The sequence below is a fragment of the Sporolactobacillus pectinivorans genome (assembly GCF_002802965.1).
Lineage (GTDB): Bacteria > Bacillota > Bacilli > Bacillales > Sporolactobacillaceae > Sporolactobacillus > Sporolactobacillus pectinivorans.
Genome location: NZ_NXGA01000001.1, coordinates 41,506 through 67,988, shown reverse-complemented (window position 1 = coordinate 67,988; position 26,483 = coordinate 41,506). Strand labels below are relative to the sequence as shown.

Here is a 26,483-nt window from a genome sequence, read left to right as displayed (position 1 = left end):
AAGCTCTGAACTGAGTACAGTTCTTCAGTTTACCTTCGTTTAGAAAATTTTTTCATCATTTTGATTTTATTGCGTGGGGGTGCGGTGCTTTGAATCCAAATCACGGTCTGGCGGCCATAGGAACCTTTGCAGCAGCTGCAGCGATAGCGGCGGTGGCATCTGCAGTGCCTTCCAACGCTTTAGCGGCATCTTTTCAGCCTTACACTGGGCAGGCGACGACAACTTTGAATGTCCGGAGTACACCTGGCACCGATCGGCCCAGAATCGGCTATTTTAAGCAGGGTGCTACTTTTCAAGTCACTGGAATAGAGGGGAAGAGTGACAAGGGTAACTGGCTGAAAATCGAATATAATAATAAAACGGCTTATGTAGATGGTTATTATGTAACTATGGTAGTCGCAAAAACGAAAGCTGCGCCTGCGCAGTCCGTGCAGAAGGTTTCAGCGTACACAGGGGTGACGACAGACAATCTGAATGTACGCTTCTTGCCCAATGTGAAGGGGACTGTTCTAACTACTCTGAAGAAGGGGTCGACAGTGACCGTAACCGGAAAAACTTCTGACGGCTGGCTGCAGATCAGTTATAAGAGCGGTTCAGCGTACGTTTCTTCAGCGTACGTTAATACCAGTGGATCAGACATTCAACAGGAAAAGGTAGCGCCTCCCAAAACCTTATATACTGCTAAAACGACAGACAATTTAAATGTGCGGTCCGGAGCATCGACATCAAACAAGATTCTGGCCACCCTGAAGAAGGGAAGCAGTGTAGACGTTGTCGGGACAAGTGGCAGCTGGCTGGAAATTAATTATCAGAACAGCATCGCTTATGTATCCGGGGCATATGTGGCAAAGTCGGGAAGCAGTACGTCGTCCACCGGCACATCTGTTACCGTCTTGTATACAGGAAACACAACGGATGATTTAAATGTGCGGTCCGGGGCATCAACAACGAGTAAAATCCTGACCACCCTGAAGAAGGGAAGCAGTGTAGACGTTGTCGGGACAAGCGGCAGCTGGTTAAAGATTAAGTACAATAACGGTACGGCATATGTTTCTGGAGATTATGTACAAAAATCTGGGATCACTAGTTCAAGCTCAGGGACGTCTCCGGTGACTAGCACAGATTCTATAACGATTGTCTCAGTAAATGTCAATTTCAGAACAGGCCCGGGAACGAACTACAAAAGCATGGGAGTGATCAATAGCCAGAGTAAAATCACCAAACTCGCGGATGCCCCGGATGGTTGGGTCAAGATCAGCTATAACGGACAGGACGGTTATGTGTACGGAAGTTATGTTAAGCAGGAAAAAATTACGACAACTCAGACAGGGAATGCTGTCTATCAAACAACACAATATCCGATTTCTTTTGGACAGGCACTTGCTCTTGAACAGAAAGTAAACTCATCGTCGGACTTAGCTTATTATATGAATCCGAACAATTTCCAGCAAGGCACGCCCGATTATTTTCAGTTTTTGAAGCTATCTTCGCTTTCAGGTGTTACAGCTTCACAAGTGAATGCAATGTTAAAAGGAGACGGAATACTGCAAAATCATGGAACGGATTTTGTCAACGCCGCCAAGACTTATGGTGTGAATGAAATTTATCTGGTTTCCCACGCGCTTCTTGAAACGGGCAATGGGTCATCTACACTTGCAAACGGTGTCTCATATAAAGGAAAGACCGTTTATAACATGTTTGGCATCGGCGCCTTTGATCTGGATCCGACGAACGGTGGAGCGGCGCTTGCCCTTGAAGATGGGTGGTTCACTCCGTCTGAAGCAATTTGGGGCGGAGCAAAATGGATTGCTGAAAACTATGTTTATAACACAACTTACCAGCAAGACACTCTGTACAAAATGCGCTGGAATCCGGATGCTTTGATTTCAGGAAGTGCAGCACATCAGTATGCTACAGATCCGGGATGGGCCGTAAACCAGACGGGAGACATCCAGTATCTGTATGCACAGATCAAGCTCAAGAACATTCTTTATGACGTGCCGCAATACAACTGACAATGTATTAAAAGGCTGCTTCGCAAATCTCAAACACAACTTGCGAAGCAGCCTCTTTTAATATATTTATCATCTTGTCACTGTACTTGTTTTCCCAGCTGCCGCCATTTATTGCCGAGATCCGGAGGCGTGTATACCGTCATCTTGTCAAGTAACGTCTCAGGGGAATCTGAGACGCACAGCAAATCAAGGTTGGACTGGTTAGTGAATTCATGATCAATGGAGTGCTGGATAAGCCCGAGAAGCGGGTCAAAGTAGCCGGCGGAGTTAAACAGGCCAATCGGTTTATGATGAATCCCGACCTGTGCCCAGCACAGAATCTCAAACAATTCATCGAATGTGCCGATTCCACCGGGAAGAGCAATAAATCCGTCAGAAAGCTCATTCATTTTTTCCTTCCGTGCGTGCATCCCGTCGACTTCAATCAGCCGGGTCAGGTGGGGATGAGCCATCTCGCCCAAAACCATTCCTTTTGGCATGATACCGACTACTTCACCGCCAAGCGAGAGGACTTTTTCAGCGATTTCCCCCATCAGGCCGATTGATGAGCCGCCATATACCAGGCGCCAGCCTCTGGACGCAATCGCTTCCCCTAGTAGCCGAGCTTTTTTCGCATATTCAGGATTGTTTCCCAAGTTGGATCCTGCATAAATGCAAATTGATTTGATCAACTTTTTCATCCTCCCTTTGCAAAACCTGAAGCTCTTCTATCATTGTATCGCACAAAAGAGAATGATTGCAGGCTATAAAAAATAAAAATCCCGCCGGGACGGATAAGCTTGCTCAGATCAGCAAAACCACCCTGGTGGGATATTACACGAAACCTTTTCTATTACTGTAAGAAGGCAGGAAAATATAAAAATATTATTGATTATAATGGTGGAACAGAACGCTGCATCCTGTGGTATGTTCAGCATTGGGCCGTCCATGGCCGTCACAACTAGACCGTTTGCCAAGTTTTCTTTAACTGAACAGTCCCGGAAGCAGGAACATAGCTAGAGCGAATACGGCTGCAAGAATAAAACGATATACGGCAAATGGTACAAGTGTATAACGTCTCAGTAGTCTCATAAAGAAAACAATGGCGAACAAAGCTACGATGAAGGCTACAATGAAGCCGATAATAAAGAAGGGTAAATTAGCCCTAATAATGCTGAGATCTTTTACTACTTCAACACCGCTGGCGCCAAACATCATTGGAACGGCAAGGATGAAAGAAAACTCTGCCGCTGTTTTTCGTTCGACACCTGCGATAAGGCCACCGGACATCGTTGATCCGGAACGTGAAAAACCGGACCATAGGGAGAGCACCTGAAACAAGCCGATGACAAAAGCCTGAAGATAACTTACCTGTGTTGTCCCCTTACCTGGCCTGCGCCCGGCTACCCATTCAGCAAATATCATTACAATGCCCCCGATGACAAGCGCCACCAGAACGCTCACTGGCGAAAAGAGTTTAGATGTAATAAAATCCTTCAAGAGAATGCCAAGAATACCTGCCGGTATACCGGCTACAATGATGTGCAATAAATTCAAATGACTGGGTCCGCTTTTCGGCACGTTGCGGTAAAACCCGAACAAGCTCCACAACCTTTTCCAATAGAGCACGACTACAGCCATGATCGATCCAAGCTGAATGATCACTTCAAACGCACTTGCTGTGTTACCGGTAAAGTGAAGCAGATTTCCCACTAAAATGAGGTGCCCTGTGGATGATACAGGCGCAAATTCGGTCAGACCTTCAACTGCGCCCAAAATAATAGCGATAAAAAGGAACAAATGGGTTCACCAACCTTGAAGGTAATTTTCATAGCAAAAAAGCTTTGATACAAGCCCATTCATTATAGCATAATATCTTTAGAAAATTTTTGAAAATACAATAGTAGTTACATCTGACTGTTACACAGAAAACTAAGATTAAAATCGCTTTTAAATATCGAAATAGCACGGATTTTCTGAATAATTTCATTGCCGGGTAAAGAATTTTTTATGCTGCACTTTAATTTAGAAAAAACAGGAAGCATCGCTAAAACCGTGCGAGATGCTTCCTGTTTCATGTTCAGATTGAGACTTAGAAGATGCCGAAGATAGTGATCTGCTGCAAGATCTTACCTCTTCTTCCGTCTGTTTTGGTTTTATGCAAAAACAAATTGGCTAATCAACACCAGCGCGCCGACCGCCCAGCAATAATAGGCGAACGGGCGCATGGCTTGAATTTCCTTTCTTTTAAACCATTTCATCAGAATCCATACGCTGATAAACGCAAATATACCGGCCGCAAGACCACCTATAAGAGATATCTGGAACAAACCATGGGATCCGCTTTTTAATAATTTTGGAACTTCCAGTATGCCTGCACCTGCGATAACGGGTGTTGCCATGAGCATAGAGAAACGTGCCGCTGATTCATGTTTCAATCCCATCCAAAAACCGGCAGTCATACTTGATCCAGATCGGGAAAATCCCGGGACAAGGGCAAGTGACTGAAACAACCCGATGACAAAAGCCTGTCTATACTTCAAGTCTTCAATGTTCTTATCGCCCCTGAAACGAAGCTTCTCGCCAAAAAATAGAAAAAATCCATTCACGATTAAGAAGATCGAAGCACTGGTCACGTTACTAAAAATACTGGTCAGCGGTTTTTGAAGGACAGCACCAATCACTGCGGCAGGTATGGTTGCAACGATCACCAATAATAAAATCTTTTTGCTGCCTGTAAAGATTGATCGGATCATTTCAAACCATTCTCTCCAGAAAAATATGAACAATGCAATGGCCGTTCCGAGATGGAGCATAACCACGTAAGGTAAAAAGTGAGTCTGCAAAAAAGCGGCACTCAGATTCCAGTGAAAAACGTAAGGGACAAGAACTCCGTGAGCAACACTGCTTATAGGAAATAACTCGGAGATCCCTTGAATAATCGCAAAAATCAAAGTCTGTAAAATGGTCATAATCAAATGTGTTCCCTTCTGAATTTAGTGTCATTTTTTTTTGTGAACGCATGTTTCTTAGCGGCAGACTTGCAAGTGTAATTCAACTTAACAAATGCTTATCCAAAGACTCATTATAAACGATATGAATTAAATAAATTGTACAAAAATTATTAGATTTTGATGAGAAAAGCTAAGAGTAGGCTGGCAAAGATCTTAGACAAATATTCAGAAGTGAAAACTGTTTGCGGGAAAAGTATAAAAAATGTATATTCCGGGGTTGACTTCCTGCCCAGCCACTGTATAATAGATAGCACCAAGTCAGAAATGACAACAAATTTCTCCAATTTGGGGATTAAGCCGATGAGGAAGAGAGTAACAATGGAAAGCTGCTGAAGCGAGCCGGGATGATGGGAGCCGGTACAGCCGATCATTGTGAAGCGCACTTCCGAGGTGACGGTCTGAAATATGATGTAGGGCCGTCCGGGAGCTCCCGTTACAGAGAACCTAAGTAGATTCCCGATTCAAGGGAATAACCGGAGTGGTACCGCGGGCTATGTGATCAACGCTCGTCTCTTTTATCAGTAAAAGAGACGGGCGTTTTTAATTTATTTTAAGAATAGCGGAAAATTAAGGGATTTTATTTACTCTATTGATTCAGTTCTCTGAAGCTGTAGCGAAGTAAATGAAAAGTGAAAAAAGCGAATGTTCTTAAACTGGAGGCAATTCAAGTGAAAGCAGGTATTGTAGGGGCAAATGGTTATAGCGGAATCGAGTTGATTCGTTTATTAATGAATCACCCGTTTGTCGAATTAGAGATGCTCGTTTCCCATATGACAAAGGGCTCAGCAATTTCCGATGTATACCCTCATTTGTCGGGCCTGCTGGATAGGCCCTTGGAAGAGTTTGATGCAGATAAACTGGCTGAGCGAACAGATGTGGTTTTTTTTGCCACACCCGCAGGCGTCAGCAAGGATCTGTTGCCGGAGTGTCTGAAACGCGGATTGATTTGCATCGATCTGTCTGGCGATTTTCGCCTGAAAGATCCGGAGGCATATAAGATTTGGTATCATCACACGCCGGCGGATGGTTCGCTTTTGCGTGATGCAGTTTACGGATTGACGGAGGTTAACCGAAGGCGGATTGAAGGGGCACAATTCATTGCCAATCCCGGGTGTTATCCGACAGCTACACTGCTCGGCCTTGCGCCGGCTCTTGAAGACGGAGCGATTGATCCGGGATCGATCATCATTGACGGAAAATCAGGTGTATCAGGATCGGGAAAACAGGTGGTACTTGGGAATCTGTACAGTGAAGTTAATGAGAGTGTGAAAGCCTATAAACTTGGCACACATAAGCATTTGCCTGAAATTGAGCAGGAGATTGCGGAATTGAGCGGCAAGGATTATCCGGTTACCTTCACAACGCATCTGATGCCGATGACCCGGGGTTTGATGTGTACGGTCTATGCGACATTGAAAAAAGGCTATTCAACCCGGGAGTTTCTTGAAATCTATGAAAACTATTATGAAAAGTCGCCTTTTGTTCGGATTAGGCCAATTGGGACGTGGCCGGCGACTAAAGAAGTTGTCGGATCTAATTTCTGTGATATCGGGTTGGCTGTTGACGGTCGGACCAGGCGCTTGACCATCGTTTCAGTCATTGACAATGTAGTCAAAGGTGCAGCCGGCCAGGCCATTCAAAATCTGAACATCATTAAGGGATGGGACGAACAGACCGGGCTCAAGTTTACCCCGATCTATCCGTAAGAAGGAGAAAAACAATGGACAAAATCATGGAACAGCAAACAACCATCACTGAGGTACAAAATGGCAGTGTCGGGTCACCCAAGGGATTCATTACCGGCGGCCAGAACATCGGCATGAGAAAAAGCAAGCCGGATATGGGCTGGATTTATTCTCAGCAGCCGGCATCAGCGGCCGGTGTCTACACCACGAACGTTTTTCAGGCGGCCCCGCTTAAGGTAACGAAGGCGAGTCTGGCTGGGGAGAACAGCCTTCAGGCGATACTCGTAAATACGGTAAGCGCAAACTCATGCACCGGAGAGAAGGGCATGGCAAATGCCTTCACAACAAGAAAATGGATGGCTGATCATCTTGGCCTTCCGGAACATTATGTTGGAGTTGCTTCTACAGGTGTGATTGGACTTCAACTGCCGATGGACAAAATGGAAAAGGGAATCAATAAAATTTCTTTGCAGAAAGCTGAGTCACCTTTTGAAGAAGCTATTCTGACAACGGACACACATACAAAACACTTGGCTGTTCAATTTGAAATTGATGGGGAAATGGTAACCATCGGCGGCGCATGTAAGGGATCGGGCATGATCCGGCCAAACATGGCGACAATGCTTGCATTTGTGACAACGGATGCCGCTATTGAACCGGGAGATTTGCATGCCGCACTTAAAACGGTAACAGATCGCACATTCAACCGGATTACTGTAGATGGCGATACCAGCACCAACGATATGGTACTGGTAATGGCTAACGGAATGGCGAAAAATAAAACACTCACTGCAAACCATCCGGGCTGGCCGACTTTTCTTGCCGGTCTGAAGGAAGTTTGCCAGGGACTGGCCAAGTTTATTGCCGGCGATGGAGAAGGGGCAACCAAACTGATTGAAGTTCAGGTGACCGGCGCGAAAGATGAACATTCGGCAGAAATGATCAGCAAATCCATTATCGGTTCCAGCCTTGTCAAGACGGCAATATTTGGCAGTGACGCCAACTGGGGCCGCGTCGTCTGTGCGATGGGGTACAGCGGCGAAAAATTTGACCCCGACAAAGTGACCATGGGACTCGGTGATATAACACTTTTCGCAGACGGAGTACCGGTTGCATTCGATGAGGAAGAAGCTAAAGCCTATTTGGATCAGGGCACGATCGTCATCCACGCGGATCTCGGCGAAGGAAATGGCGAGGCAGTGGCCTGGGGCTGTGACCTTACTTATAATTACGTAAAGATTAATGCCTCTTATCGCTCATGAAACTTTTTGAATTTGCAGGAGGGGAAAAATGAATCATTATCTGGTTATAAAATGCGGTGGATCTGTTTTTGATAAACTGACTGCTGCATTTTACAAAAGTATTCAGACAATCCAGGCTGAGGGCACTTGGAAACCGATTATTGTACACGGCGGCGGGCCTGCCATATCGCAGATGCTTGAAAAACTTCAAATACAGACCTCTTTCCACAACGGGCTTCGGGTAACGACGAAGGAAGTGCTGGAAGTCGTGGAGACGGTATTGAGCGGCACAATGAACAAGCAACTGGTCGCAAGTATCTGCGGAGCAGGCGGGAAAGCGGTTGGCCTGAGCGGTGTTGACGGCCATCTGTTTATGGCGGCGCCCTCTGCCGATCCGGATCTGGGCTTCGTAGGCGCTATCGCATCCGTTGATCCGAAAATTGTCACCAGTCTCTGTAATAAAGGTTATATTCCTGTCATTTCGCCGATCTCAATGGATCGGAAGGGACAGCATTACAATATCAACGCGGATCAGGCGGCCGCTGCCATCGCTTCTGCGCTGAATGGAAGACTATGCTTTATCAGTGATGTTCCGGGAATTCTAGTCGAGCAAGATGGTAAAATGCAGACGCTGGCCCAAGTTTCCGACCAGGAGATTGCCAGCTTGATTGAAAATAAAAAAATCAGCGGCGGCATGATACCTAAAGTATTGGCGGCGGTGGACAGCCTCAGGCGGCGTGTCCCAGAAGTCGTCATTGTTAACGGAATGAACCCGGAATGCCTGATTGATTATACAAAGGGTGCTCAGGTCGGTACCCGAATATTTCTTGAACAGGAGGCTCTCCATGCTTAATACAGAATCTGCAGAAAAAATTGCTCCGATCATGTCTGCATACGGCCGCTTTCCAGTGACGATTGTAAAAGGAAAAGGCTGTTACGTTTGGGATGATACCGGTAAAAAATATTTGGATTTCACCTCGGGAATTGCTGTATGCGCTCTGGGCCATGTCCCGGATGCTGTCGAAGAGGTGCTGAAGAAACAGCTGGATACACTCTGGCACTGTTCAAACCTTTTCCATATTGCTTCTCAGGAAAAGTTGGCCGGGATGCTGACAGAATTGACATGCTGTGATCAGGTCTTCTTCTGTAACAGCGGTGCGGAAGCGAATGAAGGAGCGATCAAGCTGGCCCGGCGCTATGCACATCTGATCAAGGGCAAAGAGAACGGACATATTGTAACCTTTAATCATTCGTTCCACGGACGGACGATGGCTACACTGACGGCTACCGCTCAGGAAAAACTTCAGGATGGGTTTGGGCCGCTGATGCCGGGATTCCGCTACCTTCCTTATAACAGTGACGAAGCGATTCAGGCTTTACAGGAAGATGATGACTGCATCGCTGTCATGCTTGAAATGGTGCAGGGGGAAGGCGGTGTCATCCCGGCAGATCAGAACTGGGTCACAGCACTGGCAGAAGTGTGCCATGAAAAAGGGATGCTGCTGATGGTGGATGAGGTACAGACAGGCATCGGACGCACCGGCACGCTGTTTGCCTATCAGCAATACGGCATTGAACCAGACGTAGTAACTGCAGCCAAAGCGCTTGGGTCCGGGATACCGATCGGAGCATTTATGGCGAAAAAACAGGTTTCACAGGTTTTGACACCGGGCACTCATGGATCGACCTTTGGTGGTAATCCATTTGCGACAACGGCAGGAGTAGCAACGCTCGAAGCTTTTAAAAAACAGCATGTGCTGGATCAGTGTGTGAAAAATGCCGAATATCTGAACAGTAAGCTGATTGAACTGAAGGCAAAATATCCTGATTTGATCAAAGATGTCCGCGGAAAGGGGCTTTTAATCGGTGTTGAGACGGCTTTTCCGGCGATTGAAGTTGTGAATCAGCTGAGGGAGCAGTATAGCGTACTTATCCTGACAGCAGGCAAAAATGTATTGCGCATTTTACCGCCGCTTATCGTAAACGAATCTGAAATTGACCAATTTATTAAAGCAATGAATGGGGTTTTGAACCAACATTAAAAAGGGGGGCGATGATGATGAAAAAAGGCTATCTGATTCTGGAATCGGGTGAACTTTTTCCTGGAGTTTATGTGGGCAGGCAAGAGCCGGTGATGGGCGAAGTTGTCTTTAATACAAGCATGACCGGCTACCAGGAAATCATGACCGACCCCTCTTACGCCGGACAGCTCATGACATTCTGTTACCCGCTGATTGGCAACTATGGAATCAATACCGCCGACAGTGAACATGAGAAAATTCAGATGCAGGGCGCCATTTTCAGCAACCTCTGCCAGACACCAAGCCACTATAAGTCGGTTCAAACGGTGGATCAGTGGCTGAAAGAATCAGGTATCCCGGGACTTGCCGGTGTCGACACACGGGCCGTTGTGAAAGCTGTCCGTAAAAGCGGAACGATGAAAGCAGCGATTAGTGGCACCCCCGATGCAGGGACGGTTGACTGGAGCCTCCCGCTGCCATTGAATACGGTCAGCAGGGTATCGACCTCAAGTATAAAAACATATGAAGGTGTCGGCCCGCACATCGTGCTAATCGATTACGGCTATAAAAAATCAATGCTGAATGCCCTGTTAGCGGAAGGATGCAAAGTGACCGTTGTTCCTTATAATACATCTTCGCAGACCGTTGATTCCCTGCGTCCGGATGGCGTGATGCTGAGCAACGGCCCCGGCGATCCGCAACAGCTGAGCAGCCAGTTCGGCGATTTGAAAAAAATAACGTCTCATTATCCGACATTGGGTATCTGTCTCGGCCATCAGCTGATCGCTCTTGCTTACGGAGCGAAAACAGGCAAGCTGCTATTTGGTCACCGCGGTGCCAACCATCCGGTCAGAGAAGTAGAAACAGGCAAGGTATGGATCACTTCTCAGAACCATAGCTATGTCGTGGAAAAGAGCAGCATTAATGAACAGATCTTTGCTGTCACCTATCTGAATGTGAATGATGGGTCAGTTGAGGGGCTGAAGCACTGCTCGCTTCCGATTGAAACGGTTCAGTTTCATCCGGAAGCCCATCCGGGACCGGATGATACGCATCCTGTTTTCCAACGGTTCATTGCGACGATAAAACAGAGCAAGGGTGAAGTCATTCATGCCGTTACGTACTGATATAAAAAAAGTGCTTGTCATCGGTTCGGGTCCGATCGTGATCGGCCAGGCTGCTGAATTCGATTATGCCGGCACACAGGCTTGCCTGGCACTCAAAGAAGAGGGCATTGAGGTGGTGCTGATCAATAATAACCCGGCGACGATTATGACGGATGACCAGATTGCCGACCGGACTTATGTTGAACCTCTGACGCTGCAGGCTATTGAAAAGATTATTGCCAGAGAGCACCCGGACGGACTGATCGGAACGCTCGGAGGCCAGACCGGACTGAACCTTGCAGTCGAACTCTATGAAAAAGGTATTCTGGCCAAATACCGGGTGGAATTGCTCGGCACATCGGTTGAATCCATTCGGCATGGAGAAGACCGCGAACTTTTTAAACAATTAATGATTGATATCGAGGAACCTGTTCCCAAATCAAAAATTATCCGCAGTTTTGACGATGGGGCTGCATTCACTGAAAAGATTGGCTATCCTGTGATCGTCCGGCCGGCGTATACACTTGGCGGTTCAGGCGGTGGATTTGCTTACAACAAAGAGGATCTGGATGTTGTCCTGCAGAGAGGCCTCAACCTCAGTCCGATTCATGAAGTGCTGATTGAGAAGAGCATTAAGGGATGGAAAGAAATTGAGTATGAAGTCATGCGTGATGCTAACGACACCTGCATTATCGTCTGCAATATGGAGAATGTCGATCCCGTCGGTGTGCATACGGGCGACAGCATCGTTGTTGCACCATCACAGACGCTGTCCGATGTCCAGTATCAGATGCTTCGCAATGCGTCACTGAAAATCATCCGAGCACTGAAGATCGTTGGTGGATGCAACATTCAATTCGCTCTGAACCCGGAGTCCGATGAGTATGCGATCATTGAGGTGAATCCGCGTGTCAGCCGTTCGTCAGCGCTGGCTTCAAAAGCGACCGGTTATCCGATTGCCCGTGTTGCCGCAAAGTGCGCCGTCGGTTTTCATCTGGATGAGATTCTCAATCCGATCACTGGCACGACTTATGCTTCTTTTGAACCGGCAATTGATTATATAGTCGTTAAAATTCCCCGCTTTCCGTTTGACAAGTTTACGGAGGCTGACCACAGCCTCGGCACCCAGATGAAGGCGACCGGTGAAGTCATGGCTATTGACCGGACTTTTGAAGGTGCATTGAACAAAGGGATTCGATCAATGGAAATGGGCTTTACCGGATTGGACAATGAAACCAATCATCGTCTGTCGGATGAGGGCCTTAAAAAACAGCTCCTGAAAGCTACGGATCTGAGACTGTTTGCCATTGCTGAATTGATGAGAAGAGGAATGACGGCAGACGAAATTCATGAGATCACAGAGATAGATTTGTGGTTTCTGAACGGGATAAAAGGGATGATTGATCTTGAGGAAAAAATAAAAGCACAACCTCTGGACGAGATACCTGATGATCTGCTGATTCAGGCAAAATGGATGAATATCGGCGACCGGCGGCTGTCTGAACTCACGGGCGTTACTGAAGCGGTTGTCCGGAGACGCAGGCTGGGAATCGGTTTAAAACCTTCCTATCATCTTGTAGATACATGTGCCGGAGAGTTTGAAGCACAGACCCCTTACTATTATTCAACCTGGCAAGGTGAAGATGAGGCGGCGGTCAGTGGAAAACCCAAGATTCTGATCATTGGATCAGGGCCTATCCGCATCGGCCAGGGTATTGAATTTGATTACTGTTCCGTCCAGGCAACGCTTGCAGTCAGGAAAAACGGATTTGAAGCTGTGGTGATAAATAATAATCCGGAGACGGTGAGCACGGACTATTCGATTGCCGATCGGCTTTATTTCGAACCTCTTGCGGTGGAGGATATTCTGAATGTCGCTGAGAAAGAGCAGGTTCAGGGCGCACTGGTTCAGTTCGGAGGCCAGACGGCTGTAAATGTTGCCAAAGCGCTGGAGGCAGCCGGTATAAACATTCTGGGAACGTCAACAGGTAGCATCGATCGGCTGGAGGACCGGGAACAATTTTATGAACTGCTTTCCGATCTGGCCATCCCGCATATCCGCGGACTGAGTGCCGACCGACTGGAAGATCTCGCTAATGCGGGCAGGCAGCTGGGTTATCCGATTCTTGTCCGGCCTTCTTATGTTATCGGTGGACAATCAATGTTTCTGTTTCACAAACCGGAAGAGCTTGACAATTACATCCGGGGTGAGCATCATCTGAGTGCGCAGTCATTCCCGCTTCTTGTCGACCGCTATGTGCCCGGGACAGAATGTGAAGTTGACGCGATCAGCGATGGTGATCAGGTGTGTATCCCAGGCGTATTCGAACATATTGAACGTGCCGGGGTCCATTCCGGAGACAGCATTGCGGTCTTTCCATCCCACACGCTTCCGGATGCGGCGAAACAGGAAATTGCGGATGATACGCTAAAGATCTGCAAGCGGCTCAACGTTAAGGGATTGGTCAATATCCAGTTCGTCATTGCAGGCGGAACGGTTTATGTTCTGGAAGTTAATCCGCGTGCCTCCCGTACGGTACCGATTATAAGCAAAGTTACCGGCATTCCGATGGTGGAAAAAGCGATTAGTATACAGCTGGGTTGTGAGCTGGCTGATCTCGATTTAATCAAGGGTTACTGCCCGCGGCCGCAATTTTATGCAGTCAAAGCGCCTGTCTTTTCTTTTTCCAAACTCCCCGGTGTCGATCCGGTACTCGGACCTGAGATGAAATCAACCGGTGAACAGCTGGGAATGGGAAAGACAGTGGCTGAAGCTTTTATGAAGGCCTATTTTCTCGGGTCCGGAAATCCATTTGAACGTTCGGCGCAGGGAGAAATGATTTTATGTTCGGTTGCCGGCAGGGCGAGAAATGAAAGCCTGAGTGCGGTCAGGCAGCTGGCTGCAAGGGGATTCGGGATCATGGCGACGGACAGCACGGCCGACTTCTATCAGCAAGCGGATGTCAGCTGCGGTGAAATTGCTGAAAATCCTGAAGCTATGAAAGCACTGTTTGCCTCAGGACATGTGGCTGCAGTGATTAATGTACCGACTGCGGGGCGTAACCGAAAGTCGTTCGGGTTTGAAATGAGAGCTCTCGCGCTCCGCTACCAGGTACCGGTTTACACGTGCATTGATACTGTTTTTGCGGCCCTGACCGCGGCTGGCGGGAACTTTGAACTGTCGGTTCACACGCTTGGAGAATATCGGGATTATCACTACATGACGAATAAAGGGATGTGACTGGTGTGGCAACGGACAGAGAGACTGCGTTTGCCTTAAAGGGCAAAGATTTTTTGACTATCGCCGATTTTACGACGGATGAATTACATTTATTACTCAAACAAGCGCTTGATATGAAAGCATTAACCAAGAAACATATTCCCCATCCCTATTTGGGCGGGAAAACACTGGCAATGATTTTTGAAAAATCATCAACCCGGACAAGAGTGGCGTTCGAGGTCGGTATGTATCAGCTGGGTGGGTCGGCACTTTTTCTAAGCAGCCGCGACATGCAGCTTGGGCGTGGAGAAACAATTGCCGATACGGCGAGAGTTCTGTCAAGATTCGTTGATGGTATCATGATCCGCACATTTGCCCACGAGAAAGTGGAAGAACTGGCTGAATACGCCGATGTCCCGGTCATTAATGGACTGACGGACATGCATCATCCGACACAGGTTATCGCCGACCTGCTGACGATTTACGAACACGAGGGACACCTGGACGGCTTGAAGGCCTGCTTTATCGGCGATGGCTACAACAATATGGCACATTCACTTCTTGAGGGTGCAGCGGCAGTCGGCATGAATTTGACCGTCGCCAGTCCGGAGGGATATGAGCCTGATCCGGCTATCCTGCATGAAGCAGAAACAAGGGCCGAGAAAAACGGATGTCATGTAGGATTCACAAACTCTCCGCAGGAAGCGGCGGAAGGGTGTGACATTGTGATTACAGATACATGGCTGAGCATGGGTGACGAAGCGGAAAAGGAGAAACGGCTGCATGATTTTCAGGGCTATCAGGTTGACGGTGCTCTGGCCTCTCTGGCAAAACCGGACTACCTTTTCATGCACTGCCTGCCTGCGCATCGCGGAGAGGAGGTCGCTCCAAGCGTTATTGACGGGCCCCATTCTGTGGTGTTTGATGAAGCAGAAAACCGACTTCATGCACACAAAGCTATTCTAAAATGTCTGATGGAAAGCAATTAAAATATAAGCACTAAAAAAAGGAGGATTTCAATTATGGCAAAAGAAAAAATTGTGTTGGCTTATTCCGGTGGTCTTGATACTTCTGTTTGTATTAAATGGCTTCAGGAGAAGTACGGCTACGATGTAATCGCGTTGAGCATTAATGTTGGTGAGGGCAAAGATCTGTCGATGGTCAAGCAAAAGGCACTGGATGTCGGCGCCATCAAATCATACGTCGTTGACGCTGAAGATCTGCTCGCTGAAGGCTACCTTGCTCCGGCTCTTAAAGCCAACGTCCTGTATGAGGGCGTGTACCCGATCTCATCGGGTCTGTCCCGTCCACTGATCGCAAAACTTTTAGTTGACGTAGCACATAAAGAGGGCGCTGTGGCTGTTGCCCACGGGTGCACGGGCAAAGGCAACGACCAGGTCCGTTTTGAAGTATCGATTCAAGCGCTTGATCCTTCTCTGAAAGTCGTCGCTCCGGTACGGGAATGGGGCATGACGCGTGATGAGGAAATCAAATACGCTGCAAAGAACGGGATTCCGATCCCGGTCGATCTCGACAATCCTTTCTCCATCGATGCCAACATTTGGGGCCGTGCCTGCGAAGCCGGGGTTCTGGAAAACCCATGGAACGAAGCACCTGAAGCGGCTTTTGAGTGGACCAATCCGATTGAAAAAACACCGGATGCACCGGAATACATCGAAATTGTTTTTGAAAAAGGCGTTCCGATTTCTCTGAACGGTGAAAAACTGCCGTTTGTAGAGATGATTAAAAAATTAAATGAAATCGGCGGACTGCACGGCGTCGGACGGATCGACCATGTAGAAAACCGTCTGGTCGGCATTAAATCGCGTGAAGTTTATGAAAACCCGGCAGCCCTGATTCTGATCAATGCGCATCAGGCGCTTGAAACGATCACACTGACTAAGGAAGTATCTAAGTTCAAGCCGCTGATTGATAAAGAATTGTCGCAGGTTATCTATGACGGCCTTTGGTACTCACCAATCAGAGAAGCACTTTCAGCGTTTGTTAACCAAACACAGGAAGTAGTTTCCGGAAAAGTAAAGGTCAAACTGTTCAAGGGGAACCACATCGTCGTCGGCCGCGCTTCGGATAAGAGCCTTTATAATGAAAAACTGGCGACCTACACCAAGGGTGACGCGTTCGACCACAATGCTGCTGTAGGGTTCATCAAACTGTGGGGACTGCCGACAAAGGTCAACGCGGAAGTGCACAAAGATGACGCTGAAACGGAGGCAGAACATGGCGAAGCTATGGGGCGGCCGGTTTACGAAGTCAACAAATAAGCTGGTTGACGAATATACCGCGTCGATTTCCTATGACCGGGAACTGGCGAAAGAAGATATTGAGGGCAGTCTCGCCCATGTGACGATGCTGGGTGAATGCGGCATTGTTACGCCGGAAGAATCGCAAACCATCCAGGATGGCCTGCAAAAAATCCTCGACAAAGTTGAAAAAGGCCAAGCGGAGTTTTCTGTCGATCAGGAAGACATCCACATGAATATCGAGCGCATGCTGATTGATGAAATCGGTCCGGTCGGCGGCAAACTCCATACCGGCCGCAGCCGCAATGATCAGGTTGCGACCGACATGCACCTCTATATGCGCGGTAAAACAGAACTGCTTATTGAGCTGTTGGAAAATGTCCAATCCGCTTTACTGGAGAAAGCGAAAGCCAATGTAAATACCATTTTGCCGGGCTACACTCATCTGCAGCGCGCGCAGCCGATTTCATTCGCCCATCACATGCTGGCTTACTTCTGGATGTTCGAACGGGATAAAGGCCGACTGAAAGACAGCGTGAAACGGATCAATATACTGCCTCTTGGCGCCGGGGCACTGGCGGGAACGACTTTTCCGATCAACCGCCGGCGCGTGGCCGAACTGCTTGATTTTGACGACATTTATCCGAACAGCATGGACGCAGTCAGTGACCGGGATTTTGTGGTTGAAGCGTTATCTGCCTGCTCGCTGATTATGGTGCATCTTTCGCGGCTGTCGGAAGAAATGGTGCTCTGGAGCAGTCAGGAATTCAAGTTCATTGAATTGGATGACGCTTTCTGCACGGGATCCAGTATCATGCCACAGAAAAAGAATCCAGATGTTTCCGAACTGCTGCGCGGAAAAACAGGACGCGTATTCGGCCATCTGGTCGGCCTGCTTACAGTTTTGAAGGGACTGCCGCTTGCTTACAATAAGGATATGCAGGAAGACAAGGAAGGCATTTTCGATACAGTCAAAACGATAACGGGCGCCTTGCAGCTGCTGGCTCCGATTCTGGAGACAATGACGGTTAATAAAGACCGGATGCGTCACGCGGTTGAGAAGGACTACTCCAATGCAACCGATATCGCCGATTATCTGGCAAGAAAAGGGATGCCCTTCCGGGAAGCCCACGCGATTACAGGAAAAATGGTGCTTTATGCCATTGAACATAAAAAGTATCTGCTTGATCTGGAGCTGAGCGAATACAAACAGTTCAGCCTCTTATTTGAAGAGGATATTTTTGAAGATCTGAAGCCGGAAAATGTGATGCGCGCCCGTGAAAGCGAAGGCGGCACTGCGCCTCATCAGATTGAGAAACAGATCATGCTGGCTGAAGAAAAAATCGGCCGTAACTGAAAGACAATTCTATTAAAAATGTTGACCCCCTATATTTTTATACAGGTTGCCGAATACCGGAATTGAGTATTCGGTGTTTTTTTGTCTCTTGAAAATTATAAAAATATCGACTTGTGGATAACTGAGCTATAGAATGCTTCACACGCTCGAAATACAGCAGACTCGAACCAAAGTCAGAAAACGGAACCGAAATGCGGTGGATTCGAATCGAAATCAGAAAACTGGACCAAAACAAGAAAGAACCGAACCAAAAACACTACACTCAAGTTGGAACATGAGCAGCCGTGTCTTTTTAATTTCATTAAAAATTAACGGTCCATACGATTTACGAACAAACGGATGGACCCCACATTTTTATTAAACTTTTATTTGTCAGTCAGCTGTAACTTTTGCATGTTCAGTATTTAAACTTGTCCAGACACTGCAGATAATTATATGCGGATTCTTTCTCATCTTCATTAATCTTTTCAAACAATTCAATGATTTCTTCCTTTTTATTCTGTGATAACATGAATGTTAGACACTTTTGTATAGGTGATCGTTTTAAAAACTCAATAATAGAGAGAAGGGCTGTTGCACGTGAAAGCGAGTTTATCTGATTCTAGAAATGAAGTAGTCACAGAGCCGGGTCGTCGAAGACAAACCTGGCTTGTCATTATCTTGGGCGCACTGGGGGCATTCGGACCCTTGTCGATGGATATGTATCTGCCATCACTGCCCTCCCTGACGCTTAACTTACATACGACTACGTCTTTTGGTCAGCTAAGCATTACAGCTTGCCTGATCGGGCTCGCCATCGGTCAGATTATTATCGGGCCTTACAGTGACAATCACGGGCGGAAAGGACCGCTGCTCGCCGGCCTGATTGTGTTTACCGGTACTTCATTTCTCTGCTCGATGGTCTCTTCAATCATTCTGCTGGTCATTCTCCGCTTTTTGCAGGGACTGGCCGGCGCTGCGGGACTGGTGATTTCCAGAGCTGTGGCACGTGATCTGTACTCAGGGACGGAACTTACGAAATTCTTCTCGATGCTGATGGCGATCAACGGAATTTTTCCGATACTCGCACCGATAATGGGCGGACTGATTCTTAAATTTACATCCTGGCATGGTGTTTTTGTCGTTCTTGGTGTGATCGGTATAATCCTGTTTCTTGGCGCTTTTTTCGGACTGCCTGAGACTTTGCCCATGGAAAGGAGGATTACCGGTGGACTGAGCGGGACGCTTTCCGCCATGGGCAACATATGCCGTGATCGGAGGTTTATGGGTTATGCGGCAGTTCTTGGGCTGGTTATGGGCGCGATGTTCTGTTATATTTCCGCATCGTCTTTTGTGCTGCAGGACATGTTCGGCGTTTCGCCGATTGGATTCAGCCTGTTTTTTGCGACAAACGGCCTAGGGATTGTCGCTATGTCGCAGCTGGCAGGAATTCTTTCAGGCAGGGCAGGTGCGAAGAAAGTGCTGCGCACCGGCACGCTGATCGCGGCGGCGGGCAGTATTGCGCTTTTCTCAGGATTGCTGCTCAATCCGCCACGGCTGATTGCCGTCATGCTTCCGCTGTTCTTCGTCGTCTCTATGGTTGGACTTGTCAACACCACAGCCTTTTCGCTTGCGATGCAGACGCAGGGGAGAGCGGCCGGAAGTGCATCGGCAATACTTGGATTAGGGATGAACTTAGTTGGTGCACTATTATCTCCGCTTGTCGGCCTCGGCGGTAGCGGGACCTATTTTCCAATGGCGCTTTTAATACTTTTCTGCGACATCGGGGCACTTTTGGTTTATCTTATATTTATCGGGAGAAAAGCCTGAAAATCAGGTAAAAAAGGAAGGACCCATTGTGCAAAAATTTTTTCTGGACCTGTACCAGATCCGCCCCAGTCAACTATATCTGGATCAATCAAAAATAGACCGGCTTCAAGGACAGTTTGATCCTTTGAATATAAGAAATAATATGCCATTACCAGTCAAAAAGATTGGTGGGGAAGTATTTCTGACCGACGGACACACACGGGCCTATTTGTATGATTGTAGCAAAATTTCAATGATTCCCGTGTACTGGGACGAAGACGATCTGGACATAGAAGTCTATCAAACTTGTCTCAAGTGGTGCAGAGAAGAGATGATCATGTTCATCAGTGATTTGAAGGATCGGATTCTGCCGCATGATCAGTTTGTCGAACAGTGGGTAAATCGATGTGAGGCCGCATCCCAAAAACTGAAGAAGAAAAATTAATGCCCTATTTACTCACTTTGGTATAATTAAAAGTACCGAAAGTGCTTCTGGAAAAGCGCAAGCTTCACTCGACCTTAATCTTAGATGCATAGTGGAATTTACTAGACCACCGAAACTTTAGCACTTTATGTGGGTGATAATAGCTACGCAACTAACGCTTTTTTTAACTATTATTGAAAAATTAAAATCAGATATTAGGTAAAAACGAAGTGAAATTACCACTTCGTTTTTTTTAACTTTCTTTTGAATAATCGAACTATAACCCAAACAGTTGCTGCAATTACTGCCAAAAAAATTGAGAGTGGCAACCAGAGAGAAAAAAACCCATATTATTCTATATTGTGAATATATAATCATCTCTTGAAATGATTATATAATATATTTATTTGTTACGAGGGCGTTTCAACGGTACCGGACTGAGCGGAGCGAGGGAGGATAAGGAGCTGACAGGCCCACAGGATCCGAAAAAATGGCACTGGACGATTCAAAAAATGGTGACCTGATCAATATTACTGGTGATGACGAAGTGGCAAATGGGACGTTCGATGTCATGGCCGAGTGGCATATCGGTTTGAAAAATTACATGATTTTGTAATTGAAAGCAAGGCAAGGATGGTGGAATTTGAAAATATTTTTAAATTAGACGATATTATGGATGATTATATCCAATTGGGAGGTTTTGATAATGGTTTATTTGAATACTGAATTAGGAACCAACTCTTATGTTAACAGTTCATTAAAGACATCAGGAACATCTATGACCAATAACAATAAAACCGATTCTTCGTCGTTTCAATCTGCGCTTGATGGAGCAAGTGACTCTGATACAAGTACTATTGATCCGAATATCGTTGAAATAAATAAAGAAACGGACCCTGACGAACGTTCAGCAGACTTGAAACTATATCAGAATCTCAAAAGGTCTGGCGTAAACTTCTCCATACAATCGTTTGATGACGTCAAACAAGGATTAGTCACCTTCCCTCCCGTATCTGCGCCTGGAAAAATTCGTAACGCGATCAGTAATATTTTAGATGCAGAGGAAAACCAGGGAGCCAATATCGGTGGTCAACTACTATTCAATTTCCAGAATTTCATTGGAAATACTAATTCAGATTTAAATTCTCTAGACACGTATAAAGAATTTGGTTCTTACATGTCTAATAGCTTAGATGTTCTTTTAAAGAACGGAGATATTAGCCAATCAGACTATAACGTAGGGCAAAACATCACCAAACAATTACAAAACCTTACACTGTAAAAATTAAATAAAGAGAACAATAGGTGAAGTGACCCCCTGAAGTTGGACAATAAACCAACTTCAGGGGGGTTTTCATATGACAAAGTATTCTAATGATATTTTAAGATAAAAATTATTAGTGAATACCTAGCCGGGGCAGGCAGCACTTCGCTACACCATAAATATCCATATATCCGGACACGATACCGTCCTGAAATGGGTCCATCAATATCAAGTGAATGGCTTTTCCGAATCTGGCAACGTTTTTTGTTCTTTTGAAAGTTTTTCTTCAGGTAAGAAGGCCGCGCGTCTTATAATCTTTTAAAAGATATTTAAATATTTTAGAAAATCCGGGAGCCATAGAACCGCAAGGGTTTCAAGACTTAAAGGTGAGTAATGGTACGAGAGAGAGAGAACAATGACAAAGGGAACTAGTGAGGAAGAACAAGCCTGCATGGTAGTCACAAAGAATCAGTCCGTACTGCGGATTCAACTAATTGAAGATAAAATCAATCTGTATAAAAAAAGCGGCCCAAATTCATTTTCTGAATTTTTGAGTCGCCTTTTTTGATACAGGTGTTTATATTTTATTTGAAAAAGCACCAGCTTTTCAGGCACTCCATATTGCATACCTGGATTTACTGTTTCGCAGATCGTTACGCTGCGGGATTCTGGGTGATTTCGGCATCGACGTTAATTTTAATTTTGTTACCGACAACAAGGTTGCCGTTTGCCAGTGCCTGGCTCCAGGTCAGTCCATAGTCACGGCGGTCGATAGAGAACGAGAGGCTGGCTCCGCTTCGCTTCAGACCGTATGGATCGTTGATCGGTTCACCGATTTCGGCATCAAAAGAGATAGATTTAGTGACGCCCTTGATTGTCAGATCGCCTTTGATCGTGTATTCTTCGGCATCTTTGTTCGTGATCGATGTTGACACGAAGTGAATTTCCGGGAATTCTTCCGCATCAAAGAAGTCTGCACTTTTCAGATGATTGTCGCGGTCTGCGTTTCGTGTTGTAATGCTTCCAATTTCTATAATGGCATCAATTGCTGTGATTTTGCCACTGTCATCTGTCGTTACTGTTCCCTTTGTTGTCTGGAAATTTCCTCTGACATTTGAAAGGCCCATATGTTTTACCGAGAATGCCGTTTCCGTGTGCGCTGTGTCAATCGTCCAATTTGCCATGTAAATCCACTCCCTTTAATTGTCTTTTTTATTTTTAAAGCGTCCCCGGCTGGATCATTCAGACTCGGAGACGACGGTAAAGCGCTCATTCAAATGTTCAGGGTGTTCCATTTCATCAACCAGAGCTGCAGCATAATCTTCATAGCTGACGTAACTTTTTCCGTCAGAATTAACGAGCAGGCGATTGTGACCTGTTTTATAGTGGCCTGTGCGTTTTCCAAGAGCGAACATCGCTGAAGGGCTCAGAAATGTCCAGTTCAAATTTTCGGATTGCTGAAGTTCTTCCAGATTTTTGGTCTGCTTGGAAGCTGCCTCAAAAAACTGTTTCGGAAATTCCGGCGTATCAATTAACCTGACTGTTTCTGCTTCATCGACATAAAGACTGCCGGCACCGCCGACCACAATCAGGCGTGTATCCGTGCCGGAAAGCGCCCTGATCAGAACCCTGCCGGCTTCTATATGGATATTTCCTCTGCCGGCCGGCGCGGAGAAGGCATTGACGACGACATCAAAAGGTTCAAGATCACTTCGGGTTAATTCAAGAATGTCCTTCTGAAGATAGGGGATGTTCTTGTCGACCTTTTCCGGATGGCGGACAATCGCGGTGACCTGATGACCACGATCGCTGGCTTCTTTCAGTATGCGGGAACCCGCTTTTCCTGCGGCCCCAATAATTGCGATTTTCAATTTCTCACCTCCACAAATATTTGTAACTAAGTAAGTTACATCTTGGCGATAACGAAATCATCCTTCACTAAAAAGATGATCCATTATATCCTGAATGTTCTGACCGGCAAGTTTCATTTCGAGCGCTGACTGCGCGCCGTGAAATGCCTCATCAAGCACCGAATTAATACGTTTGCCAACGGGACAGTGCGGGTTGGGATTTTCATGAACCGCAAATAATTCGTCATCCGGCTCTACCGCTCTATAGACATCGAGCAGAGAGATTTCGGCCGGAGATCTTGACAGTGATGCTCCCGCCTTGCCGATCGTTGTATGAATCAGCCCGGCTTTCCTGAGCATCCCGAGTATCCTGCGTATCACGACCGGATTGGTGTTAACACTTGATGCAATATAATCAGAAGGCAGATCATCGTGCGGCTTGGAAGCGATCAGCACTAGGATGTGAATGGCTACTGCGACTCGACTGTTGATCATTTTCCTCACCACCTGTAACCATTTTAATTACAGGATGATTATTTGTCAATACTTTGTCACATTTTTATTTTTAAAGAAAGCTGGGTCAGTGTAGCGGGTATGCTGGCAGTTTCTGTTTAATCAAGATGAGCCTCATGCCGTAAAAAGAAAAAATATTTTTTTCTGATTTTTAAAAGTGCCTGGCTTTCGAACGAATGTGAAACCTTTCTGTATACGATAAATAGGACAGAAGGTTTTTATTTATCTGCCTGAAATGTTGCTGTACTTATTTTTATTTGCCGCTTTTAAGATAAAATCTATGACTTCTATGGAGCTTTATTTTTATTACAATCAAACTAATAAACGGATAATAATTCTTTAATTACGACAAAATGATTCCTTAATCAAAAAAAAATGATGTAATCCAACATAAAATTTCTTTGCAATGTCAAAGTAAAGCAGTCACCATTCGAATTTATCTATAACATGAAATAATAATCTTTTGATGTTATACAAATTTAGGAGGAATATAATGGCACGGAAAAATTCACCTGAGGAATCGCGCAGTCAAAAAGGAGTAAGAAAACGGCACAGATTTTTACGCTATATACTAGTGATTCTTGCTGTCCTTCTTATAGCAGCGGCCAGCTGCAGCGCTTATGAATATTATAATCTCAGGCCGCAACATCACTTTAATAACTTACCGTCTATTGGGAAAACGACCAGCAAAATTAAAGAACGGACTGGAACATTCAATTTGCTGCTGATGGGTTCAGATGCACGGCCGGGAGATCCTGCTGGTCACAGTGATTCACTGCTTCTCGTGCATGCGAACTTGAACAACCATACCTACAACATACTAAGCATTCCCCGCGATACCCGGGTTTATATGCCGGGGGTTGGCTATACAAAATTGACCAGTGTTAACTACATGGATCAACTGAACCATGGCATCAAACAGGGGTCCACTGACGCCGTGGCAGCGATTTCACAGCTTACGGGTGTACCGATTAACTACTTTGCTGAGACAAATAACTGGGGCTTTCAGGATATGGTAGACTCGATTGGAGGCATCGATATGACGCTTCCGTTTGATGTCACCCTGACCCACCCGTGGTATCCGCAAGATAAGAATAAGACATTTACAGCAGGTACACATGCTTTGAACGGTCAAATGGTCAATGAAATCGTCCACGAACGTGATTCGGTTCCCGGAACCGATTATGGACGTCAGCAATTACAGGAAGCTGCACTGATTGGTATCGCTAAAAAGGTCGGTCAGCCTGCTAATGTGACAAAGCTGCCGAGCTTATTGGGCTCCGTTTCAAAATATCTGATTGCCACTAATATGACCCAAGAAGATATGATTAGTGCCGGATTAAGTGTCATGAGTCATCTCCATCTGCAGCAGCAAATTCATTACCTTCAAATTAAGGGAACGAATGAAGTGCTGTATGATGATATGCTAAAGTCGGACAACGATGAGGTTGTTTTGGATCCGAGTCAATTACAAAGCCTTGCAAAGAAGTACTTCATGAACTGAACAATCTGATTATTGCTTAAGTCTGCGCAGACAGAAATAGCAAGCCGGTTTGTGCTGTTCAAATTGTCCCATTCATGAGTAACAAACTTGGCTATTTAATGGCATACATTGAAGCGAATTTTTACGAAAAAATCCTATAAATCAGCTATTAAAAAGGGCCTCTGCTCATAACGGCAGGGGCCCTTTTTAAATGAAAAAGAAAACAGGTCATTGATCTTAGAACGCTTTTCCTCTGTTTGCCCGCAGTTCCGACATCTCTCTCAGTACTATTGCCATTTATTTTTTAATGACAGCTGGGAGAAGGGCAAAATCCATATGGTATGTTGCTTCATTTTTTGAAACAATACAAAATGGTTTATAAAGAAAGGTAAAATTTATTTCCCGCTTCTCCTTAAAATGTCTTTTCGGCTCAAAGTTCCGACATGCCCATCGGGATAACCAATCAGAATTTCATCGGTCATGCCGACAAACAGACCGTGTTCCACTATCCCTGTCACATGATCTAATTCAGCGGCCAAGGAGGCAGGATCCTGAATCGCTCTCAAATGAAGATCGAGAATATAGTGGTGAGCATCTGTAACAAAGGGCTCGCCTTGCTCATTGAGGCGCAGTTCAGGGCGGTATCCCTTGTTTTCCATAGCTTGCCGTACCTGTTTCCAGCCAAATGGGATTACTTCAATAGGCAGAGGGAAGCTGCCTAGCTGCTCCACTTCTTTGCGGCTGTCCACAATCCAAACTCGTTTTTTCGAGGCTTTGGCAACTAGTTTTTCGTAGAGAAGCGCCCCGCCACCGCCTTTGATCCCGTTCAAGGAAGGGTCGCATTCATCTGCCCCGTCTATTGTTATATCAATCTGATCAACACTGTTCAGTGGTTTCATGGGAATCTGCCATTCCGTTGCCAACTTCACTGTTTTTTGTGAAGTAGCAACTCCTGTGATCGACAAGCCTTCAGCGACTTTTTCAGCCAGAACTTGAAGAAAATAATAAACAGTCGAGCCTGTTCCCAAGCCTACCGTCATGCCCTCTCTGATTTCATCAATTGCTTTTCGTCCGGCGGCTTCTTTACCGTCCATAAATATCACCCGATTTGTATTTTGTCTGTCTAAAAACATTGTATTTCTTAGCTCCTGCGACAGTCAAGGAGCACACTAAAAAGCCGTTCCCGGAAAACGAACGGCTTTTAGTAGCAATCTTATAGAGGGCGTTCAAAGAGGTACCGAATGATAAGCAACAAATTTCTT

22 protein-coding genes and 1 other annotated feature are annotated in these 26,483 nt (G+C 46.1%); of the genes, 15 read left to right on the top strand and 7 right to left on the bottom strand.

The genetic code is table 11. The annotated features are described in order from the left end of the window. Positions 1-89 precede the first annotated feature (89 nt). Positions 90-2,015, top strand: a complete 1,926-nt coding sequence (locus tag COP04_RS00335) for an SH3 domain-containing protein (protein ID WP_100486105.1) — start codon at positions 90-92, stop codon at positions 2,013-2,015. 77 nt (positions 2,016-2,092) lie between these two features. Here COP04_RS00335 and COP04_RS00330 read toward each other — a convergent pair whose 3' ends face one another. The 3 genes from COP04_RS00330 to COP04_RS00320 all read right to left on the bottom strand — a co-directional run bounded on the left by COP04_RS00330 (position 2,093) and on the right by COP04_RS00320 (position 4,966). Further along, the gene (locus COP04_RS00330; protein ID WP_193437438.1) at positions 2,093-2,683 is read right to left on the bottom strand and encodes an LOG family protein; all 591 of its coding nucleotides are present in this window, start codon (positions 2,681-2,683) and stop codon (positions 2,093-2,095) included. Positions 2,684-2,978: 295 nt separating this feature from the next. Continuing rightward, the gene (locus tag COP04_RS00325; RefSeq protein WP_100486101.1) at positions 2,979-3,794 is read right to left on the bottom strand and encodes an undecaprenyl-diphosphate phosphatase; all 816 of its coding nucleotides are present in this window, start codon (positions 3,792-3,794) and stop codon (positions 2,979-2,981) included. Between the two features lie 356 nt (positions 3,795-4,150). Continuing rightward, positions 4,151-4,966 carry an undecaprenyl-diphosphate phosphatase gene (locus COP04_RS00320; protein WP_100489465.1) on the bottom strand — a complete coding sequence of 272 codons (816 nt, stop codon included), beginning with the start codon at positions 4,964-4,966 and terminating at the stop codon, positions 4,151-4,153. Positions 4,967-5,299: 333 nt separating this feature from the next. Further along, positions 5,300-5,525 (top strand) — a binding site (T-box leader). A gap of 151 nt (positions 5,526-5,676) precedes the next feature. Between COP04_RS00320 and argC the strand changes: the two genes are divergently transcribed. The 13 genes from argC (at position 5,677) to COP04_RS00255 (ending at position 21,393) form a co-directional block, all read left to right on the top strand. Then, positions 5,677-6,714, top strand: a complete 1,038-nt coding sequence (gene argC / locus COP04_RS00310) for an N-acetyl-gamma-glutamyl-phosphate reductase (protein ID WP_100489464.1) — start codon at positions 5,677-5,679, stop codon at positions 6,712-6,714. A gap of 14 nt (positions 6,715-6,728) precedes the next feature. Then, positions 6,729-7,955 carry a bifunctional ornithine acetyltransferase/N-acetylglutamate synthase gene (argJ, locus tag COP04_RS00305; protein ID WP_100486097.1) on the top strand — a complete coding sequence of 409 codons (1,227 nt, stop codon included), beginning with the start codon at positions 6,729-6,731 and terminating at the stop codon, positions 7,953-7,955. A 28-nt stretch (positions 7,956-7,983) separates the two neighbouring features. Then, positions 7,984-8,787, top strand: a complete 804-nt coding sequence (gene argB, locus COP04_RS00300; RefSeq protein ID WP_100486095.1) for an acetylglutamate kinase — start codon at positions 7,984-7,986, stop codon at positions 8,785-8,787. Further along, positions 8,780-9,976 carry an aspartate aminotransferase family protein gene (locus COP04_RS00295; protein WP_100486094.1) on the top strand — a complete coding sequence of 399 codons (1,197 nt, stop codon included), beginning with the start codon at positions 8,780-8,782 and terminating at the stop codon, positions 9,974-9,976. Before argB ends, COP04_RS00295 begins: the two co-directional genes overlap by 8 nt. A 17-nt stretch (positions 9,977-9,993) precedes the next feature. Next, positions 9,994-11,082 (top strand): carbamoyl phosphate synthase small subunit, encoded by a 1,089-nt coding sequence (locus COP04_RS00290; RefSeq protein ID WP_100489463.1) that lies wholly within the window; start codon positions 9,994-9,996, stop codon positions 11,080-11,082. Then, entirely contained in the window at positions 11,066-14,302 is a 3,237-nt protein-coding gene (gene carB / locus COP04_RS00285) for a carbamoyl-phosphate synthase (glutamine-hydrolyzing) large subunit (RefSeq protein ID WP_100486092.1), read from the top strand. The genes COP04_RS00290 and carB overlap by 17 nt, the downstream gene beginning before the upstream one ends. A gap of 5 nt (positions 14,303-14,307) precedes the next feature. Further along, on the top strand, positions 14,308-15,270 hold the full coding sequence (gene argF, locus COP04_RS00280) for an ornithine carbamoyltransferase (protein ID WP_100486090.1): 963 nt from the start codon (positions 14,308-14,310) through the stop codon (positions 15,268-15,270). 33 nt (positions 15,271-15,303) lie between these two features. Further along, positions 15,304-16,563, top strand: coding sequence for an argininosuccinate synthase (locus tag COP04_RS00275; protein ID WP_100486088.1), 1,260 nt, complete (start codon positions 15,304-15,306; stop codon positions 16,561-16,563). Then, entirely contained in the window at positions 16,520-17,899 is a 1,380-nt protein-coding gene (gene argH / locus COP04_RS00270) for an argininosuccinate lyase (RefSeq protein ID WP_100486086.1), read from the top strand. Before COP04_RS00275 ends, argH begins: the two co-directional genes overlap by 44 nt. 579 nt (positions 17,900-18,478) lie before the next feature. Beyond that, entirely contained in the window at positions 18,479-19,708 is a 1,230-nt protein-coding gene (locus tag COP04_RS00265; protein ID WP_100486084.1) for a multidrug effflux MFS transporter, read from the top strand. 28 nt (positions 19,709-19,736) lie between these two features. Further along, positions 19,737-20,132, top strand: a complete 396-nt coding sequence (locus tag COP04_RS00260; protein ID WP_100486082.1) for a hypothetical protein — start codon at positions 19,737-19,739, stop codon at positions 20,130-20,132. Positions 20,133-20,601: 469 nt separating this feature from the next. Further along, complete coding sequence (locus COP04_RS20415) at positions 20,602-20,727, top strand: hypothetical protein (protein WP_275656824.1); 126 nt, start codon at positions 20,602-20,604, stop codon at positions 20,725-20,727. A 90-nt stretch (positions 20,728-20,817) separates the two neighbouring features. Continuing rightward, positions 20,818-21,393, top strand: a complete 576-nt coding sequence (locus COP04_RS00255; protein WP_100486080.1) for a hypothetical protein — start codon at positions 20,818-20,820, stop codon at positions 21,391-21,393. Positions 21,394-22,028: 635 nt separating this feature from the next. On the opposite strand, the gene COP04_RS00250 is transcribed toward COP04_RS00255, so the two are convergent. Genes COP04_RS00250 through COP04_RS00240 form a run of 3 tightly spaced genes read right to left on the bottom strand, consistent with a single transcriptional unit; the run spans position 22,029 to position 23,720 of the window. Then, positions 22,029-22,559 carry a YceI family protein gene (locus COP04_RS00250; RefSeq protein ID WP_100486078.1) on the bottom strand — a complete coding sequence of 177 codons (531 nt, stop codon included), beginning with the start codon at positions 22,557-22,559 and terminating at the stop codon, positions 22,029-22,031. A gap of 54 nt (positions 22,560-22,613) precedes the next feature. Then, positions 22,614-23,246, bottom strand: a complete 633-nt coding sequence (locus COP04_RS00245; RefSeq protein ID WP_100486076.1) for an NAD(P)-dependent oxidoreductase — start codon at positions 23,244-23,246, stop codon at positions 22,614-22,616. Positions 23,247-23,303: 57 nt separating this feature from the next. Next, on the bottom strand, positions 23,304-23,720 hold the full coding sequence (locus COP04_RS00240) for an Rrf2 family transcriptional regulator (RefSeq protein ID WP_100486074.1): 417 nt from the start codon (positions 23,718-23,720) through the stop codon (positions 23,304-23,306). Between the two features lie 511 nt (positions 23,721-24,231). Between COP04_RS00240 and COP04_RS00235 the strand changes: the two genes are divergently transcribed. Continuing rightward, a complete protein-coding gene (locus COP04_RS00235) occupies positions 24,232-25,242 on the top strand; it encodes an LCP family protein (protein WP_100486072.1) in 1,011 nt (336 codons plus the stop codon). Positions 25,243-25,616: 374 nt separating this feature from the next. Here the strand turns inward: COP04_RS00235 and rpiA are convergent, their stop codons facing one another. Continuing rightward, positions 25,617-26,354, bottom strand: coding sequence for a ribose-5-phosphate isomerase RpiA (rpiA, locus tag COP04_RS00230; RefSeq protein ID WP_338062818.1), 738 nt, complete (start codon positions 26,352-26,354; stop codon positions 25,617-25,619). Between the last annotated feature and the right edge of the window lie 129 nt (positions 26,355-26,483).